General features: G+C 58.2%; 13 protein-coding genes. 9 read left to right on the top strand and 4 right to left on the bottom strand.

The genetic code is table 11. From position 1 onward, the window contains the following. The first annotated feature begins 421 nt into the window (after positions 1 to 421). The 6 genes from DNI29_RS12750 to DNI29_RS12775 all read left to right on the top strand — a co-directional run bounded on the left by DNI29_RS12750 (position 422) and on the right by DNI29_RS12775 (position 12,215). Positions 422 to 1,774, top strand: a complete 1,353-nt coding sequence (locus DNI29_RS12750; protein ID WP_110978495.1) for a TolC family protein — start codon at positions 422 to 424, stop codon at positions 1,772 to 1,774. Positions 1,775 to 1,910: 136 nt separating this feature from the next. Then, positions 1,911 to 3,074, top strand: coding sequence for an efflux RND transporter periplasmic adaptor subunit (locus DNI29_RS12755; RefSeq protein WP_110978496.1), 1,164 nt, complete (start codon positions 1,911 to 1,913; stop codon positions 3,072 to 3,074). Between the two features lie 155 nt (positions 3,075 to 3,229). After that, positions 3,230 to 6,457, top strand: a complete 3,228-nt coding sequence (locus tag DNI29_RS12760) for an efflux RND transporter permease subunit (protein WP_110978497.1) — start codon at positions 3,230 to 3,232, stop codon at positions 6,455 to 6,457. Between the two features lie 325 nt (positions 6,458 to 6,782). Continuing rightward, on the top strand, positions 6,783 to 8,123 hold the full coding sequence (locus tag DNI29_RS12765; protein WP_110978498.1) for an SWIM zinc finger family protein: 1,341 nt from the start codon (positions 6,783 to 6,785) through the stop codon (positions 8,121 to 8,123). 76 nt (positions 8,124 to 8,199) lie between these two features. Further along, on the top strand, positions 8,200 to 11,274 hold the full coding sequence (locus tag DNI29_RS12770) for a DUF6493 family protein (RefSeq protein WP_110978499.1): 3,075 nt from the start codon (positions 8,200 to 8,202) through the stop codon (positions 11,272 to 11,274). 26 nt (positions 11,275 to 11,300) lie between these two features. Further along, positions 11,301 to 12,215 carry an alpha/beta hydrolase gene (locus DNI29_RS12775; protein WP_110978500.1) on the top strand — a complete coding sequence of 305 codons (915 nt, stop codon included), beginning with the start codon at positions 11,301 to 11,303 and terminating at the stop codon, positions 12,213 to 12,215. A 97-nt stretch (positions 12,216 to 12,312) separates the two neighbouring features. Here the strand turns inward: DNI29_RS12775 and DNI29_RS12780 are convergent, their stop codons facing one another. Further along, positions 12,313 to 12,618, bottom strand: a complete 306-nt coding sequence (locus tag DNI29_RS12780; protein ID WP_110978501.1) for a hypothetical protein — start codon at positions 12,616 to 12,618, stop codon at positions 12,313 to 12,315. A gap of 200 nt (positions 12,619 to 12,818) precedes the next feature. Between DNI29_RS12780 and DNI29_RS12785 the strand changes: the two genes are divergently transcribed. Both DNI29_RS12785 and DNI29_RS12790 read left to right on the top strand, forming a co-directional pair. Beyond that, positions 12,819 to 13,346: a YMGG-like glycine zipper-containing protein gene (locus DNI29_RS12785; RefSeq protein WP_110978724.1), complete on the top strand. Its 528-nt coding sequence runs from the start codon at positions 12,819 to 12,821 to the stop codon at positions 13,344 to 13,346. A gap of 100 nt (positions 13,347 to 13,446) precedes the next feature. Then, positions 13,447 to 13,920: a nuclear transport factor 2 family protein gene (locus DNI29_RS12790; RefSeq protein WP_110978502.1), complete on the top strand. Its 474-nt coding sequence runs from the start codon at positions 13,447 to 13,449 to the stop codon at positions 13,918 to 13,920. A 109-nt stretch (positions 13,921 to 14,029) separates the two neighbouring features. Here the strand turns inward: DNI29_RS12790 and DNI29_RS12795 are convergent, their stop codons facing one another. Together DNI29_RS12795 and DNI29_RS12800 are read right to left on the bottom strand one after the other, a co-directional pair. Continuing rightward, positions 14,030 to 14,938, bottom strand: coding sequence for a manganese catalase family protein (locus tag DNI29_RS12795; protein ID WP_110978503.1), 909 nt, complete (start codon positions 14,936 to 14,938; stop codon positions 14,030 to 14,032). A 175-nt stretch (positions 14,939 to 15,113) separates the two neighbouring features. Beyond that, positions 15,114 to 15,527: a DUF779 domain-containing protein gene (locus tag DNI29_RS12800; RefSeq protein ID WP_110978504.1), complete on the bottom strand. Its 414-nt coding sequence runs from the start codon at positions 15,525 to 15,527 to the stop codon at positions 15,114 to 15,116. 92 nt (positions 15,528 to 15,619) lie between these two features. Here DNI29_RS12800 and DNI29_RS12805 point away from each other — a divergent pair, with 92 nt between their 5' ends. Beyond that, entirely contained in the window at positions 15,620 to 16,378 is a 759-nt protein-coding gene (locus DNI29_RS12805) for a DUF3239 domain-containing protein (RefSeq protein ID WP_110978505.1), read from the top strand. A gap of 111 nt (positions 16,379 to 16,489) precedes the next feature. Here DNI29_RS12805 and DNI29_RS12810 read toward each other — a convergent pair whose 3' ends face one another. Continuing rightward, complete coding sequence (locus tag DNI29_RS12810; RefSeq protein WP_110978506.1) at positions 16,490 to 18,016, bottom strand: aldehyde dehydrogenase family protein; 1,527 nt, start codon at positions 18,014 to 18,016, stop codon at positions 16,490 to 16,492. Positions 18,017 to 18,047: the final 31 nt, after the last annotated feature.

An 18,047-nucleotide genomic window follows, 5' to 3' on the forward strand; every position in this document is an offset into this window, starting at 1 on the left:
CGCGGGTCGACGACTGAATTACTACTACCATACTCGCAGGCAAAACTTCCTCGAAAAGCTCGACAAGGCGGGTTGTTGCTCTCTTAGAGTGGTGGTAAGTTTCTTCGCCTTTGCTGCAACTCCCTGGGGTAGGAACACCACCTGAGCGCCTAGTTTTTTTACGAGCAGAATAACCTTTTGGGAGTGGGCTGGTTTACCAGCCTTGAACTACCGATACCAAAGTTTATTCAGCCCTGAATATTTCCGGGCCGGTACTACGCAAACAAGTAAAAGGCTTGTTTCTTAGAAAAAATAGGACCTCTCAGGCAGCGGAAAACGCGCAAACGGTGTCCTTGCGCCTGATGTCCGGATTAGTGACTGGCCTGGCAGGATGGCCAGAGGTGCTTATGCTACGTAACGGGGTAGCTGCTTTTACTTGAATATGAAACACATGACACGGGCAATCCGGCTACTGCTTAGCCTCTTGCTGCTTGCCCCCGCCTGGCTACAGGCGCAGCCAACCACGGCCCCCACGCCTCCTTCTGATCTTACGTTGGAGCAGTGTCTGCAATTCGCCCTGCAGAACCAACCAGTGCTCCGACAGGCGCGCATTGATGAGGAAACCAACGAGGCCACCATCCGAATTGGCCTTTCGGGCTGGCTGCCGCAGGTGGGCATAAACGCCACGGGCCAACACTATTTCCAGCTTCCTTACACAGTATTCCCGAACGCGGAAGGCGTGAACGTACCGCGCCAGATTGGCCTGAAGAACACCTCTACGGTGGGCTTATCGGCTACCCAGGCCATTTACAACAACGATGTACGCCTGGCCCTGCGTACGGCCCGGCCCTCACGGCAGTTCTACCAGCAGAACACCATTGGCGTGCGCATTGATGTGGTAACGGATGTAAGTAAAACGTTTTACGACGTGCTGCTCTCCCAGCGCCAGCTCGATGTACTGAACGAGGATATTGTGCGGCTGCAGCGCAGCTTGAAAGATGCCCGGGCCCGCTACGAGGCTGGCATCGTGGACAAAACCGATTTCAAGCAGGCCGAAATTCTACTTAACAACTCCATTGTAGCTCGGAAGCAGGCTGCCGAGAGCATCAAGGCTAAATCGGCGTACCTGAAGGAGCTGATGGGCCTGACGGGCCAGCAGCCGCTGACTTTGCAGTATGATACCGTCCGGCTGATGCAGGATGCCGTGGTAGATACGGCCGTGGCTCTGGACCCCACCAACCGCATCGAGTTCCAGCAGCTCCAGACGCAAAAGGCCCTGCAATCGGCCCAGATCAGCTACTACCGTTGGGGCTTCCTACCCTCGCTGTCGGCGTTCGGCAACTACAACGCCGTGTTCCAGAACAACAACTTCGGTGACTTGTACAGCCGGCGCTTCCCCAACTCCTATGCGGGTTTGCAGCTGTCTTTGCCCATCTTCCAGGGCACACGCCGCCTCCAGAACCTGCGCCGCGAACGACTCACCGACCAGCGCCTCGACCAGGATATTATTGCTACCCGCAACCGCATCAACACAGAGTTTGAGCAGGCACTAGCCTCTTATAAAAGCTACTACGCCGACTACCTCACCGGACAGCGCAACCTGGCCTTGTCGAAGGAGGTGTACTCAGTGGTGGATTTGCAGTACCGCGAAGGTATCAAGACCTACCTCGATGTGATTGTGGCCCAAACTACCCTGCGTACCGCCCAACTTAACTATTACAGTGCCTTGTTTCAGGTGCTCAGCAGCAAAGTGGATTTGCTGCGCGCCCAAGGCAACCTCCCTACTCAGTATTGATTTTAGAACTCAGATGCCGAAGCTAAGCGCCTAGCTCTCGCTCCGGAAAGTATAGCGCTGCTGATTTCAAACCACGTTGTCAGCGCCAGTGCCTTCTAAGTTCTACGCTCTCATATCTACGCTCTCGTAAGCTCTCATGAACAAGACCCTACTTGCCCTTTCCTGCGCCGCCGGCCTGTTTGCCGTGGCTAGCTGCGGCAAAAAAGAAGACGAAAAAGCGGCTGGTCCGCCGCCGGCTACGCCCGTTACCCTTGTGGCTGCCCAAACCTCCGATGCGGTGTACTACGATGAGTATCCGGCAACCGCAGTGGCAATCAACAACGTGGAGCTGCGCAGCCAGGTAGCCGGCTTTATCACCCAGATCTTTTTCAAGGAAGGCGAGGTAGTGACGAAAGGCAAGCCGCTGTATGAAATTGACCGGCGCAAGTACCAGGCTGCCTATCAGCAGGCCCTAGCTGGCCTTCGCAGCACCCAGGCCACCGTACAGAACGCCCAGATCAACCTGAACCGCTACGAGCGGCTGCTGGAGCAAGACGCCGTAGCTCGCCAGATTGTGGATAACGCCCGCACCAACTACGCTACGGCCCAGGCCCAGGTAGGCGTGGCCCAGGCCAACGTGGCGGCCGCCCGCACCGACCTCGACTACTCCCTGATCAAAGCGCCGTTTACCGGCCGCATCGGCATCTCGCAGGTGCGCCTGGGTTCCCAGGTGAGCCCCGGCTCTACGCTGCTGAACACCATCAGCGGCGAGGACCCCATGGGCGTTGACTTCGTGGTGACGGAATCAGACCTCAACCGTTTCAACGACCTGCAGCGCCAGGGCACCACCAGCAATGACTCCACATTCCGCTTGGTACTACCCGATGGCACCCGCTACAACCAGCCGGGCAAGATTCTGGCCATTGACCGCGGCGTAACCCAGGGTACCGGTACCGTCCAGATTCGGGTGCAGTTTGCCAACCCCAAGCGCCAGCTGAAGGATGGCATGAGCGCCGTGCTCAGCGTGCTCAACCGCCAATCGGGCCGCCGCATTGTTATTCCCTACAAAGCCGTGGTGGAGCAGATGGGTGAAAACTTCGTGTTTGTGGCCGGCGACAGCAGTAAGGCTTACCAGCGCAAAGTGCAGCTCGGCCCGCGCCTCCGCGACCAGATCGTTATCATGGAAGGTATCAAGCCCGGCGACCAGGTAGTAACCGAGGGCTTACAGCGCCTCCGCGACGGCGGTCAGATTCAGACCGGTACGCCTGCTCAAGCCCAGGGTGGTGCAGGCGCTCCTCCCGCTGGTGGAGCTAAGAAATAAGAATACAAAAGCCCGTCATGTCAAGTTAGTCGAGACATCTCGTGCGCTGACGTTGAGGCACTACCCAAAAGATTCGAGCAAGATGTTCCGGCAAGCTCGACATGACGTTCTGAATTTGCTGATAGTAACCTGCTTTCAGCTAACCGCCTAGATATATGATTGCAGAAACCTTTATCCGGCGCCCCGTCACGGCTATTGTCACCTCCCTGGTGATTGTGCTGGTGGGGGTGCTGGCCATCCTGAATTTGCCCGTAGGCCAGTATCCGGAGATTACGCCGCCCACCGTATCAGTAACGGGCACGTACACCGGTGCCGATGCCCAGACGGTGGAGCAAACCGTAGCCACGCCCGTGGAAGTGCAGGTAAACGGCACTCCCGGCATGACTTACCTGCAGAGCAACAGCACCAGCAATGGGCAGATGAGCATGACGGTGAACTTCGAGGTAGGCACCGACATCAACATTGCCGCCCTTGATGTGCAGAACCGTGTGGGCATCGCCCAGCCTACCCTCCCCCAGGAGGTGCAACGCCTGGGCCTGGTAGTGCGCAAGCGGAATCCCAGCATCCTGATGCTGGTGGCCTTGTACGCCCCCAAAGGCTCGCACAACACCACCTTCCTCGATAACTACGCCAACGTGTTCATTAAGGACGCTTTGCTGCGCACCAAGGGGGTAGGCGACATCGTGAGCCGCGCCGATGACTTCTCGATGCGCGTGTGGCTTAACCCCGATAAACTATCTCAGCTGGGCGTAACGGCCCAGGAGGTAACGGCCGCCATTCAGGAGCAGAACGCCCAGATTGCGGCCGGCTCCATTGGCGCCCCACCTGCCCAAACCGGCCAGACGTTCGAGTATATTGTCTTCGTGAAAGGCCGCCTCACTGATACCGAGGAGTTCGGCAACATCATTGTGAAAACCCGGCCCGAAGACGGATCTGTGGTGTATTTGAAGGATGTGGCCCGCCTGGAGTTGGGTAAGTTCAACTACGCCAACAACTCCTACGTGGATGGTAAGCGCTCAGCCTACCTGCTGGTGTACCAAGCCCCTGGCGCCAACGCCCTCGAAACCTACGAGAACGTGCTGGGTACCATGGCTCAGCTGAAAAAGCAGTTCCCCGCCGACCTCGACTACGTAGTGCCTTTCGAGGCTGCTTCGGTAGTGAAAGTGTCGATTGAGGAAGTGCTGCACACGCTGGTTGAGGCCCTGGTGCTGGTAATTATCGTGGTGTTCCTGTTCCTGCAGAGCTGGCGCTCCACTCTTATTCCAGTGCTGGCTATTCCGGTGTCCATCATCGGTACGTTCATCATGTTTATCCCGCTGGGCTTCACGATTAACACGCTCACCATGTTCGGCTTCGTGCTGGCTATCGGTATCGTGGTCGATGACGCCATTGTGGTGGTAGAAGCCGTAGAGCACAACATGAATGAGCGGGGCATGAGCCCGCTGGAAGCTACCCTAGCGGCCATGCGCGAAATCTCGGCGCCGGTTATTGCCATTGCGCTTATTCTGGCCGCCGTATTCGTGCCGGTAGGTTTCATTCCGGGTATCACGGGGCGTCTGTATCAGCAGTTCGCTATTACCATCGCCATTTCCGTGATTATCTCGGCTTTCGTGGCGCTTTCGCTCACGCCGGCTCTGTGCGTACTGCTACTCAAGCCCCACAAGCGCGATGAGCAGTCGAAAGGTCTGGACAGGTTCTTCTTTAAGTTCAACGCTTGGTTCGACCGCGTGACGAGCCGATACGGTAAGGGCGTGCAGCGCGGCATCAAGCACTCCCGCTTTGTGGTAATTATTCTGGTGTGCATTGTGGCCGGTACGGGCCTGCTGTTCGCTAAAAAGCCCGGCGGCTTTATCCCAACGGAAGACGAGGGCCGCGTAATTATCACCTTCAACCTGCCTGAGGCCGCCTCTACGGAGCGCACCGTGAACACGCTCAACGCCGTTATGAAGGAGTTGGGCCAGATCAAAGGCATCCGTCACTATGCAGGTTTGGGTGGTCTGAACGCAGTAAACTTCTCCTCCAAATCGAACAGCGGCACGGTGTTTTGCCAGCTGGAGCCTTGGGAAGAGCGCAAAGACAAGGAGCTGCAGCTGCAGAGCCTGATTGCTACCATTCAGCAACGCCTGAGCCACTTAAAGGAAGCCAACATTGTCGTGATTTCGCCGCCCGCTATTCCGGGTTTGGGTAATACGGGCGGTTTCTCCTTTATTCTGCAGGAACGCGAGGCCGGGGGCGACATCAAGAACTTTGATGCCCAGCTCCAGAACTTCCTCGGCGCCCTTCGCAAGCGGCCCGAAATCACGGGAGCCTTCTCCTTCTTTACGGCCAACACGCCTGGTTACCAGCTGACCATTGACCGCGAGAAAGCCAAGAAGCTGGGCGTTTCGATTTCGGATATCGGCACGGCCCTGCGCACCTACCTGGGCTCGGCCTATGTGAACGACTTTACGGTGTACGGCCGCAACTTCCGCGTCGTAACCCAGGCCGATTCCATGTACCGCTCCGACATCAGCAACCTGGGCCAGTACTACGTGCGCAACAGCCAAGGCGGCATGGTGCCGCTGAGCACGCTCACCAGCTACCAGCGCACCGAATCGGCCCCGCTTATCTCGCACTACAACCTGTTCCGCTCTGCCGAAATCAACGGTAACGCGGCCCCCGGCTACTCTTCCGGCGACGCCATCCGGGCGCTGCAAGAAACGGCGGCGCAGAGCCTGCCGGCCGGTTACGGGTTTGAGTTTTCGGGCCTAAGCCGCGAGGAGCAGATCGCGGGCGGCCAGACCATCTACATTTTTGCCCTGTCGCTCACCTTTGTGTTCTTGTTCCTGGCGGCCTTGTACGAAAGCTGGTCGGTACCGTTCTCGGTGCTGTTAGCTGTGCCGCTGGGCGCGTTCGGAGCTATTCTGGCCCTGATTTTCCTGCCCAAGCTCACTAACAACGTGTACGCCCAGATTGGTCTGATTACCCTGATTGGTTTGTCGGCCAAAAACGCTATTCTGATTATCGAATTCGCGAAGGAGCGGGTAGATAAGGGCATGCCGCTGGTGGATGCGACCCTGGAAGCTGTGCGCCTGCGCCTGCGTCCCATCGTGATGACTTCGTTGGCCTTCATTCTGGGCGTACTACCGCTGGTGTTTGCTTCCGGCGCTGGTGCTCAAAGCCGCCAAACCATCGGCTGGACGGTGTTGGGTGGTATGCTCTCGGCTACGCTGCTGGCTATCTTCATCGTGCCGGTGCTCTACGTGCTTATCACGCGCTTTGCCTACGGCAAGGAGAAGCTGGCCGAGTTGGAAGCTAACTACAAGCCCGACGAAGAACACGGCGGCCCTCAAGAAGAAGGCCCTGGTGAAGGAAACCACTCCCCCGTGCCCAGCCCCGCCTAAACGACTCTAGCTACAGCATACATTTGCCTGTAGCAAGACAAAGCCCCAGTGGAACCGACACTCTCGATCTGAGCTGTCGGTTCCACTGGGGCTTTTCGTTTGCGTTTAGTTACAACCAGCCCACAGCCGTCTATAGCATCTTTAACTACCTTACTGCCGGCAATATTTATCATCAAGCATATTCTTCCAAGTGAACTGCTTACCCCCTTACACTACTAAAATTAATAGCTAATAGAGGAATGTATAGACACAACCTTATGCTAAAAATATTAGTATATACAGCGTAGATTTTCGAACTTTAGGCAATCATACAACCCTACTTCGCATGTCTGACTTTGCTTATGCTTACGCCCGTCCTTCCATGCTGGAAGCCCGCCCTGAGGGCAATGCGTTATTATTATCTGCCTTTGCCGAAGATGCCATTGAGTCGGGGACTTCCTGCTTTTTTTGGGGTAGGCTGCGCAACTCCTGGCTGGCCGCACGCGGACTAAGCACATTAGCCAAAGTAGTTGCCTCGCGGTTCGTGCCCCAGAGTGCCGCTCTCCGCGACCCTATCGTGACGGCGGGGGCGGGCTTGCTGCGCTTTGAGGCCTTTTCTTCATGCAACGGGGTGTACGCCCGCCTTGATTTGGGGCCCGATGCGTTGGACGGAGAGTTCCTGAGCAGCGGCACCACCAACGTCGATTTCAACGAGCCCATGGTGAATGCCCTGGCCCGCATTTCGCGCACCGAGCCGGTGCTGCTGTCGGTGGGCGAGAAAGAGGTAGTGCTGGAGCGGGCCGAGGGCCGCGTGACGGAGCGCAAAGTAGCCCTGCCGGAACGCTGGATTAAGGGCCTTACAGCCGTACAGGCCTACCTGGCCCTCATGGAGGAAAAGCTGCGCCTGACACGCGTACAGGCCGTGCAACTAGTACAAGGCCTACCCGCCGGCAGCGCCAAAACCGACGTTTTTCTGGTATTGCGCGGCCCGCGCCCCAGCTTCTCGCCAGTGGCTACGGCGGGGGCCGTGCGGGTAGGCGGGGCGCACCGGCTGCGGCTCCTGGAGGGGCTGCTACCCCTGTGCGAAGCCCTGCGCGTGTACGCCACTCCTGATGGGCAAGCCTCGGCATTCGTGCTGGAGCTGGGCGGCGGGCAACAATTTGTGCTGGCGTTGTCGGCGGATGTGTGGCGCGGCTTTTCCGGCGAAGGCAACCAGCTGGATGCCTTGATGGAAGAGCTACCCACTGAGTGGATTGCCGGCGCCAACAACCTGTTCCGGGGCAACGAAACCTTCAACCCTACCCTCTTCGCCCTCGAAAATGGCCTCGACCCGGCCACCGTGGATAAGCTGTGCGCCAGCCTCTCGGCCATGGGCCTGCTGGGCTTCGACTTGGCCGAGAACCACTATTTCTACCGCCGCCTACCCTTCAAAACCCAACGAATCCTGAGCCTGAACCCGCGCCTGAAAAATGCCCGGGCTTTGCTGGCCGCCGCCGATGGGGTGCAGCTAGTTGGTGTGGGCGAAGGCGGGCGCACTGAAGCGCGTGTGCGGGGCACGGGCGTGTGGCACACGGTGCTGGTAGGTGGGGCACAGCCACCCCAGTGCACTTGCACTTGGTTTAGTGAGCACCAGGGCCAGCGCGGCCCTTGCAAGCACATTCTGGCGGCTCAGATGCAATTCGTGTAATATCCTCCTACCCCTGTTGTCGGGGCCAAGGCTCCGCCTCGCCTTCTTCCTTTCGCTGCTTACCTCCTGCTATTCTATGACTACTGTTGAAACCTTCGAGCACATCATTCGCCACCAAAGCTGCCGGGAGTTGGTGCCGTTTCTGGGGGCGCTGGGCAAATCCGACATTGTACCAGTCCGGCAGAAAACAAAAAGTCTGCTTAGGGAGCTGGACCGCTATGTGAATACCGAGGTAAAGCCGGGCCAGTGGCAGTATCGTCACCAGCTTACGCAGGAGCAGCAGATAATGCTGTTTTTCGCGGGCCTAGCAACGTACTCGCGCAAGGAAGCCCAAGCTCGTAGCTTCTCGCTGCCCTGGTATCTGTCGGACCGAGGCCCAGACCCGCAGGGCCACCAGCAGCATTTTATCACGGTGCTGGAACAGGCCCGGCCCGAGTGGCTGGCGGAGTGGCTGGTACGGCTTACCCGCGCAAATCAGTGGGCTGTTATATCCTACAAGCAGCTGCGGGAGCTGGAAAACCGAGGACTGCTGGCTCACGACCCTTGGCTGTTTACTCAATCGGTAGCCCACCAGCTGACGCGCTACAACTGGCTACGCAACACGTACAAGAAACCCGATATTGACGGCTACGACCAGCAGATTCTGCACGACCTGCGTGCCGACACCACCCTGCTGCAGCGCGACTTGCTCCTGCTGTTTGATTACGACAGCTTGGTGGACTCTGACAGCACCATCAGTGGAAAAGACCGGCAGTTAGTGAACTGGCTTATGCTGCTGCCACAGCTGGTTGCTTCTGGCCACCTGAACCGGTCGGAGGTGCTTACGCGTTGCTTGCTGGCCCTGCGCCGCGACTTCCGGCGGCCCCTGCTGACGTGGTTCAAGAATCTGTTTCTGGCCCTGCAGCCAACACCTGAAGAGCGCCTGGCCCGGCAGACGGAATTAATTGATCTGCTGGCTCACCCACTGCCATTGGTCATCAATTTCGCGCTTGACCAACTCAAGGAATTCTGGACGCAGCCGGAGTTTGATACCGCTGCGCTGCTGCTCTATGCCGACGCTCTGGTTACCCGCCAGGACCTGAAGACCGGCCTCCGGGCGCTGTTCAGTGGCCTGGAGAAGCTACTAAAACAAGACCCTACCCTGGCTGCCACCCTCAGCCGGCTCAGCACCACTGCCCTTACCAACGCCGATGCTAGCGTGCAGGAGCGGGCGGGTAAGCTGTTGAAAGCTATTCTTGGAGCCAAGAAACCGTTGCTGACGGCGGAGGAGGTAGTGGAAACGACCGACACTATTAGTCTGTACACTGACCTGCTGACGCCGGCTACGCGCACTCTGCTGGGGCCCTACCTAACAAGCACAAGCGCACCCTCAACCGACGGCTCTGCACCACTAGCTGGTACCTACACGCCAACGAGCAGCTTCATCCCCGATATTTCGGCAGCTACCGCCATTGCCCCAGTGCGCGACTGGCACGAGTTGCTGTTTCTGACGGGAGAGCTGGTGCAGCACAACAGCCCCGCTAGTGTGGAGCGGTGGCTTGATGGCCTGGGGCGCCTGCGCGGCCACTACCCCGCCGACTACGCCCAACAGCTGCGGCCCTACCTGGTGCGGATATCCTCTTCGGAGCTCAAAAACAAAACCGACGACGAAATCCAGGAATACTTTCGCACCTACTCTTTCGCCGGGATTCGGCAGGGCCGCCGGGAGCTGCTTTCGGCGCTGCTGATTAGCTGGTACCAGGGGTTCACTCAGCTCAACGTTTCGCGCGTGGCCTTGAAGCCCCAGCAATACAGCGCCCCCGACCCGCTGCTGCAGGTGGAGCAGGCGCGGCTAGCTGACTTGGAGCATCGACTGCAAACAGACACCCCAGCCCTACCCCTGCTGAGCACCCCAACCCATGCCCCGCACTGGGTGGCCCCTTCAGTGTTGGTGCAGCGCCTTCTGGATTATCAGGCAGCCGGTGCAGCGCCTGCCCCCGCTGACCTCGCCTTGGCCCTGACCCGCACCGCCGCTAGTGCTCCTGACGATGCCGCTGCTGCCCATCTGCTGCTACCCCAGCTTCAGCACCCTGAACTTTGTGCGCTGCTGGAATGGTATCTGGCTCCTCAGCCTGAGCCCGCGGCCCTACCCTCGCCTGCGGCCCCAACTGCCAGCAAGCCCATGGCCCGCGAGTTCACCGAGCGCCTGAGCAAGCTGATTCCGTTTCTGAAACGCACCACGGCCCCGGAACCCTCGCTCTCCCTGGCGGAGGCCCTGCCCTGGCTTTGGGTGGTAGCGGCCCGCACGCGCCTGCCCTATCAGGAGTTGCCGGAGCTGGCGGCTATGGCCAACTACCCCGGTGTGGCTCAGCCCTGGCTCCCCGAATGGCGCTTCGAGCAGAAGACGCATACGTATAAGCAAAGCTGGAACAAGCAGAAGCCCGAAGTAACGAATACGTGGCAGGAGCTTTTGGTGCATACTCCTCCGGTGCCACGGGGGCTGCCCAACCAGTTACTGCTGTATTCCTACTATGTGCAGCCCCCGAAGTCGACTACTGATTGGTATTCCCTTTTCTCCTTGCAACTGGAGCTGCCCTTCCTGCTTTCCCTGTTCCCGAATAACCCCGACGCAGTATACTGGCACCTGATTCGGCTGAGCTGCCGCACCGATGAGGCGGATACGACAGCTCGGGAAGTGGTACAAACGGCGGTGCATTCATTGCTGGAACCAGGCCCTTTATTCAGCGAGCCGGCCACCTTGCTGCTGGCGTTGGGGCTCACGCATTCTGCTCCTGCATGCAGGGCAGTAGCACTGGAGGCCTTGCTTGCCGCTGTTGATACCGGCCGGCTCGTGCCCGACGCGCTAGGGAAAAACCTAGGTCAGTTGCTGTCGGTGGGCTTTGTACCGGTGCAGCGCCTCAGTGATACCCTGAGCCAGGCTCGCGCCATCAGCCCCCTGGTAGATGACGCCTTATGCCAAGTGCTGGAAGTGTTGCTACCCCTATTGCCCACGGCCACGCCCCTGCGCAATACCCGCAAGCTCATAGAGGCCTACGCCGATGCGCAAAGCCGCACCAACCGGACAGTGCCCGCCGCCGTTACCCACCATCTACAAGCCTGGGGTCAATCGGCAGCACTAAAAAAGGCAGCCGCTAGCTTACTTGTGGCGTAATTCATCATACCCAGCCCTTCATTTCTATGCGTGCTCTTCTGCTTTCCTTTCTGCTTAGCCTGTCTTCTTCTCTCCTGATGGCCCAAACGCAACCTGTCATTGCCTTATATCCTGGCACCGTACCCAACTCCAAGTCGAGCGCCGTGCAGGAGGTAGCCAAGAAGCAAGCCAGTGGCAGCGTGCGTATTTCCCAGGTAGTGCAGCCCACCCTCACGGTGTACAAGGCGGCCAAAGCCAATGGTACCGCAGTGGTTGTATGCCCTGGTGGGGGCTATGCTATGTTGGCCATGGACCACGAGGGCCACGATGTAGCACGGCGGTTCAATGAAATGGGCATTACGGCCTTCGTACTGAAATACCGCCTACCCAACGACCAGAGCCAAACCGACAAATCCATTACACCCTTGCTAGATGCCCAGCAGGCTCTGCGACTGGTTCGGCAGCGGGCGGCAGAGTTTGGGATTAATCCGGGCCGGGTGGGCCTGATGGGCTTTTCGGCTGGTGGTCACCTGGCTTCCACTGCAGGCACGCACTTCGCTACCCCCGTTGGCGACGCTAAGGATAAAACCTCCGTGCGCCCCGATTTCCTGATGCTGATTTATCCGGTCATCAGCCTTTCCGACAGCTTGATGCACGCGGGCTCCCGTAACAATCTTCTGGGTGAGAAGCCTACGGCTGAGAAAGTGAAACTGTATTCCAACGAGCTGCAGGTAACTGCCCAAACGCCGCCTACCTTCCTGGTTCACGCCCAAGATGACCAAGTCGTGAAAGTGCAGAACAGCTTGGCGTTTTATGAAGCCTGCCTACACCACAAGGTGCCCGTGGAGATGCACCTGTACCCACTGGGAGGCCACGGCTTCGGCATGAATAACAAGACCACCAAAGACAACTGGACCGACCGCCTGCAGAACTGGCTGGATGCGGGCGGTTGGCTACGCTAGGGTAGGTAGGAAATACTGTTCTTTAGTTTACAACAGAGCGTCGGGCAGAGGGGAGCTATACCTCTGCCCGACGCTCTGTTCGTTATCGGCTTATGTTCTAAACTAATTCCTCCCAGCCTACCTCCGCCCCTGTCCACCACACCTCCGTACCGCCAGGCACCATAGTAGCCCCCTCCTGAGCAAGCAGCAGGCCCCGAATGGCGGGTGTTTCGGTACGGGCTATTTCTTCCACGGTGGCAATGGCGGTTTCAGCCGGGGTTGAGGGGTAGCGCAGAGTAACTCTGAGAGCCGTATGCAGCGCCAGTTCCACAAGCTCAGGCACCTCTAATTCGGGCAAAAGCAGCACGCCCAAACCAGGCAGTGAAAAATTTTTATCGACTTGAAACAGAAATTTTTCTTCCATGGTCAGCTGTACGTAAAAGCCTCGTGGATTGGCTGTAACGCCATATTTTCAGCTTATCACCTGCCCTAAACACAAGCCCCCCTTCTCCTTACTGCCGAGCTAAACCTACCCCGTATTTTGCCCGTATTGGCATGGTGCTTGTAAAACTGAGTTCAGGGCTGCTGATTAACCGGCCCGCTGAACCTAAACTTCTCTTCGCCATGAAAAAGGTAAGTCTGCTTCTCGCCCTGGTTATGTTCTTCTCCGCCATTGCTACCAGCTTTGCGCAGGATCGTAAGATTAGCTCGCACGCCAAAGGTGCCGTAATTGGTGGCCTGGGCGGTGCCGCCGCTGGTGCTATCATCAACAAGAAAAACCGCGTAGTAGGTGGTGCCGTGGGTGGTGCTGCTGGCGCTGGCTTGGGCTACGTTATTGGTAAGAACGCCGACAACAAGCGCAAAGCCGAAGCTGCCCGCGTAGCCGCTGCCCGCCGCGCCGAGCAGCGCCGCGCTGCCGCCTACCGTGCTGGCTTGGCCCAAGGTGCTGCCAAAGCCAAGTCTAACAACACAGCTCTGGCCGCCGCTGCCGTACCAGCTGCCGTTGCTGCTCCTGCCATGATGAACAGCTTTGGCGCTCCGGCTGGTGCTCCCGCCGCTCTTTCTATGAGCTCGGCCTACCTGCCCAACAACAACTACGGTGCCCGCGACGCAGCCTATCCTACCTCGGAAGTACGTCGCAAGAGCTGGTAACCTAACTTAGGCCGTAATTTCAAAGCCCAGGCCCCCGGGCCTGGGCTTTCTGCTGCTCAACCTCTCTCCCTTTTTCAGCCCTCACCTAACCTCTGTTCCCATGAAACCTCTTTTTGGTTTTCTGCTCGGGAGTGCCGCTCTGCTGGCCTCCTGCTCGGCGCCTAAGCAAGATGACGCCGCTGCTGCCGTCGATGTAAAAAGCCTCAACCAGCAGTTTATCGGCGCCTGGAACGCCAAGAACACTGCCGCCCTCGATACCTTACTGGCCGACGACGTGCAGTATGCCCAGGGCGCTACCCGCTTCAATGGCAAGTCGGAAGTTTCGGATAAGTGGGTGCGCGCTACCCTCGGTACTATTGCTGATCTGAAGCTCTACGGCACCAGCACCGGCACCGATGCTAATACGGCCTACGAGGCGGGCACCTTCTCCACGGAAGTACTACCCGAGGCTCCCGGTCAGCCCAGCGGCGAAGGCGAAGGCAACTTTATCCTGCTTTGGAAGAAAAACAAGAAAAACGCCTGGAAGCTCAGCTACGTGCAACTCGAAGGTCTGCCGGTGAAAATCAGCAACTAGATTTTAGCGTTACATCTGTTCCGCACAGAAGTTTCCTACCCCTCTTTCCATACAAAAAGCCCCGACCAAAGAGTCGGGGCTTTTTGTTATAGCTTACTTGATTACGCTGTTAGCTTTCAGTAGAAGGCTTGCCGCCGCTACCGCTCAGTGTACCTTCAATCTTGCTGGTAACGGTACCGATGAGAGAATCAACAGCTGTCATTTGCTCTTTTTGCGCGAAAGCGCCGGGCACCGGCGGAGCCAGTACCGGAATGCCGCCCAGCGGAGCCGCCTTCTCTACGTGGAACTCGCCGTGCCCGTCAAGCGAAGGGCCCTGGGTCCAGCGGCCGCCTTCGGTAGTTTCTTGGCCGATGTAGGTGCTCACGAAGGCGTAGTTGAAACCTTGAACTTCCTCGCTCTGCGGGAAGCTGTTGGGCACGGGCATGGAGCGTAGGCCGCCGTTTTCCTCAATTACCGCCATCCACTGGTTTTGGTGCATGGTGTCGCGGGCAATCAGGAACGAGAGGAAATCTTTCATGCCGGGGTCTTCGGTCATGTGCCAGAGGCGGGTAGCCAGGGTACGGCCGGTGGCCTCGGCAGCCACGTTGCTATACATATCGGCTACAATGTTACCGCTGCCTACTACCCAGGAGCCATTGAACGGCACCCCGTTGGCATCAACGGCCAACGCCGCCATGCCCGAAGACAGAATGTGGCGCGGGTCCATGCCACCCATAATAGCGCCTACCACTTTGTCGTTGGCAAACTCCTCCTGCATGCTCGTGGGAGCACCTTCCAGGTTAAGCGCTACGGCCGTGGCCAGCATCTCAATGTGGGCAATTTCCTCGGTGCCGGTTTCCAGCAGCATGTTGCGGTACTTCTCGGGGCCGCGGTTGCCCCAGGCCTGGAACAGGTACTGCAGGCACACCCGAATTTCGCCTTCGATGCCGCCAATAGCTTGCTGAAGCATGCGGGCAAATGCAGGATTAGGCTTATCGACGCGAACTTTGTACTGGAGTTGTCTATCGTGGTAAAACATACGAGGGTGTTGAGGTGTGAGAGATTAGGTTCAACCCTGCTTCCATGAGCAGTGCCCTAGGAATACGCGGCGTCAACACCTTAAAACTGACGCAGAAATACGGATTTATCTACGCCATTTTACTGATTTCCCGCGTACAAACACGTACAATCTCCTCCGTAACCGGCTTCATACTTCAGCTTGTTGCGGCCCGCAGTTGGTACTCCTCACCATCGTACACTGGTGCTAGGTTTGCCGATTCTTCTTCAGTGAAAAGGCGGGAGCGAATCAGGAATCGGACCCCCAGCGGGATTTCCAGCGAGAAGCTCGCGCCCCTGCCCTTGGTCACGTCCACGGTGAGTTGGGTGTGCTTCCAGTACTCGAACTGCGCGGCACTCATAAAAAAGTCGCAGCCATGAATCTGGCCCAGCCACACATCATTGCTACCCACCCGAAACTCGCCGGCCGCAAAGCACATCGGCGAGGAACCGTCGCAGCAGCCCCCACTCTGGTGAAACATCAGGGGGCCGTTCTCTTGGCGGAGTACGTCAATGGTTGCTTCGGCAGCAGGCGTGACCAGGACGCGGGGAGTGGTGGGTTGGCTGGGCATAAAGGGGTAGGGAACAAGAAGGAAACGGATGCAGATTGGTAACCCGACAGTAGCCGGAGCCGTTGCCGTATATAGTAACTCGACTATTTAATATGGAACGATCTATCGGCGACCCCGGACAATTCCTCAATGGCTCCGTGGCTACCCGGGCCGTGAACCTGGAGCCCGACATGCGCAGAGTGCGCCGCTACGATATTTACCATCGACGCTACCGCAACCTGCTGAAAAACTGGGGCGCTGCCGGGCTGGCACTGCTGGTGGCAGGAGTTGCGCTGTGCTGGTTTGAGCACCCTATCTGGGGTAGTATCCTGATTGTATTGTCTTTGCCGGTGTTGTTTATTGCCGCTCGCCTCCCCCAAACCCTCAAGGGCGACGCCTACCGCAACGGGCTGCTGATTCCAGGCCTCATCACCAATATTACCCCTCTCACGATGCTTTGCGTGACTGACATCCGCACCAGCGGCGAGGAGGAGGAGGACGAGACGGAGAGCCCCGGTGCTGTTTTCTGGGGAGCCAAGGAAGTGGTTATTGAACAGTTGCCGCTACACCCCGCCCAACTAGGCGAGCAAGTGCCCTGCGTATCGTTGTTCGGGGGAAGTGATGATGAAGGTGAATACTACCTGAACTTTGAGCCCCGCCCCCTGGCCTGGGGCACCGACTCCATTAGTAGCATCGAGCAGGCGCGCGCCGCCATTGATGACGAGGAGTGGCTATTGCTACCCCTGCTAGCCCGGGCCTACGCCAGCGCCGAGAAGAATGAGGATGGCGTTGCATACTTCGATGCCGACCTCAATCCGCTCAGGGTAGCGAAGGCCGAGGCCGCACCCGCGGCACCAGAACAAACGAATTAAGATAACCTCGCGCCTACCCCTTTGCCTTTTAGGAAAGCGGTGAGCTTGACGCCCGGCTAAGCCATGACGGCGTCAAGCTCACCGCTTTCTTATTTTATCGGCTCCATCTCGTTAAAAGAAGCCCAGCTTCTGTTGGCTGTAGCTGATGAGCATATTTTTGTTCTGGCGGTAGTGCGAGAGCATCATCTTGTGGTTTTCGCGCCCGAAGCCCGAGGACTTGTAGCCGCCAAACGGAGCCCCGGCGGGGTAGTCATGGTAGCAGTTGACCCACACGCGGCCAGCCTGAATGGCGCGGGGCACCTGGTACAGCTCGTGCGCATCGCGGGTCCAGACGCCGGCCCCGAGGCCGTAGAGCGTGTCGTTGGCAATGTCAATGGCCTCTTCTACCGTCTTAAAGGTCGTGACGGATACTACCGGCCCAAAGATTTCCTCCTGGAAGATGCGCATCTGATTGTGGCCGCGGAACATGGTCGGCTGGATGTAGTAGCCCTCGGCCAGGGCTCCATTTTCCTGCTGATACGCGTCGCCGCCAGTCAGCACTTCGGCGCCTTCGGCCTTGCCAATTTCCAGGTAGCTCAGGATTTTCTCGAACTGGTCGTTGCTGGCCTGGGCGCCCATCATGGTTTCCATATCCAGGGGGTTGCCCAGCTTAATGGCCTTCACGCGGGCAATGACCCGCTCGATAAACTCATCGTAAATCTCCTCCTGAATCAGCATGCGCGAGGGGCAGGTGCAGATTTCGCCCTGGTTCAGGGCAAACATCACGGCGCCTTCAATGGCTTTATCGAGGAAATCATCGTCGGCATCCAGCACGCTCTTGAAGAAGATGTTCGGCGACTTGCCGCCCAGCTCCATGGTTACGGGAATGATGTTTTCGGAGGCGTACTGCATAATCAGGCGGCCCGTGGTGGTTTCGCCCGTGAACGACACCTTCTGAATGCGCGGCGAAGAGGCCAGCGGCTTGCCGGCTTCCAGCCCGAAGCCGTTTACCACGTTTACTACCCCGGCCGGCAGCACATCCTGAATCAGCTCCATGAGCACCATAATGGAGGCGGGCGTTTGCTCGGCGGGCTTCATTACTACGCAGCAGCCGGCGGCCAGGGCTGGGGCCAGCTTCCAGGTCGCCATCAGCAGCGGGAAGTTCCAGGGAATAATCTGGCCCACTACCCCCAGCGGCTCATGAATGTTGAGGGAAAGCGTTGTTTCGTTCAGCTCAGTAGCGGAGCCCTCCTCGGCCCGAATCACGCTGGCAAAGTAGCGGAAGTGGTCGATGCACAGGGGTAGGTCGGCGAGGGTAGTTTCGCGGATGGGCTTGCCATTTTCCACGCACTCCACAGCCGCTAGGTGGGGCAGGTTCTGCTCCATGATGTCGGCAATCTTCATCAGCAGATTGCTGCGGGTGGTAGCAGAAGTGTGCTTCCAGGTCTGGAAGGCTTCGTGGGCGGCATCGAGGGCCAGCTCAATATCTTCCTTGGAGCTGCGGGCCACCTTACAGAAAGCTTGCCCATCAATGGGCGAAATATTATCGAAGTACTGCCCTTTGACAGGCGCTACCCATTTGCCGCCGATGAAGTTGTCGTAGTGCGACTTGAACTTGGGCCGGGCAACGAGGGTAGTGGGTCTTTCGAGGGTTTCCATGGTGGTGGGGTTTTGGTGGACTTTGGATAAC

The organism is Hymenobacter sediminis (assembly GCF_003231285.1).
Taxonomy (GTDB): Bacteria; Bacteroidota; Bacteroidia; order Cytophagales; family Hymenobacteraceae; genus Hymenobacter; species Hymenobacter sediminis.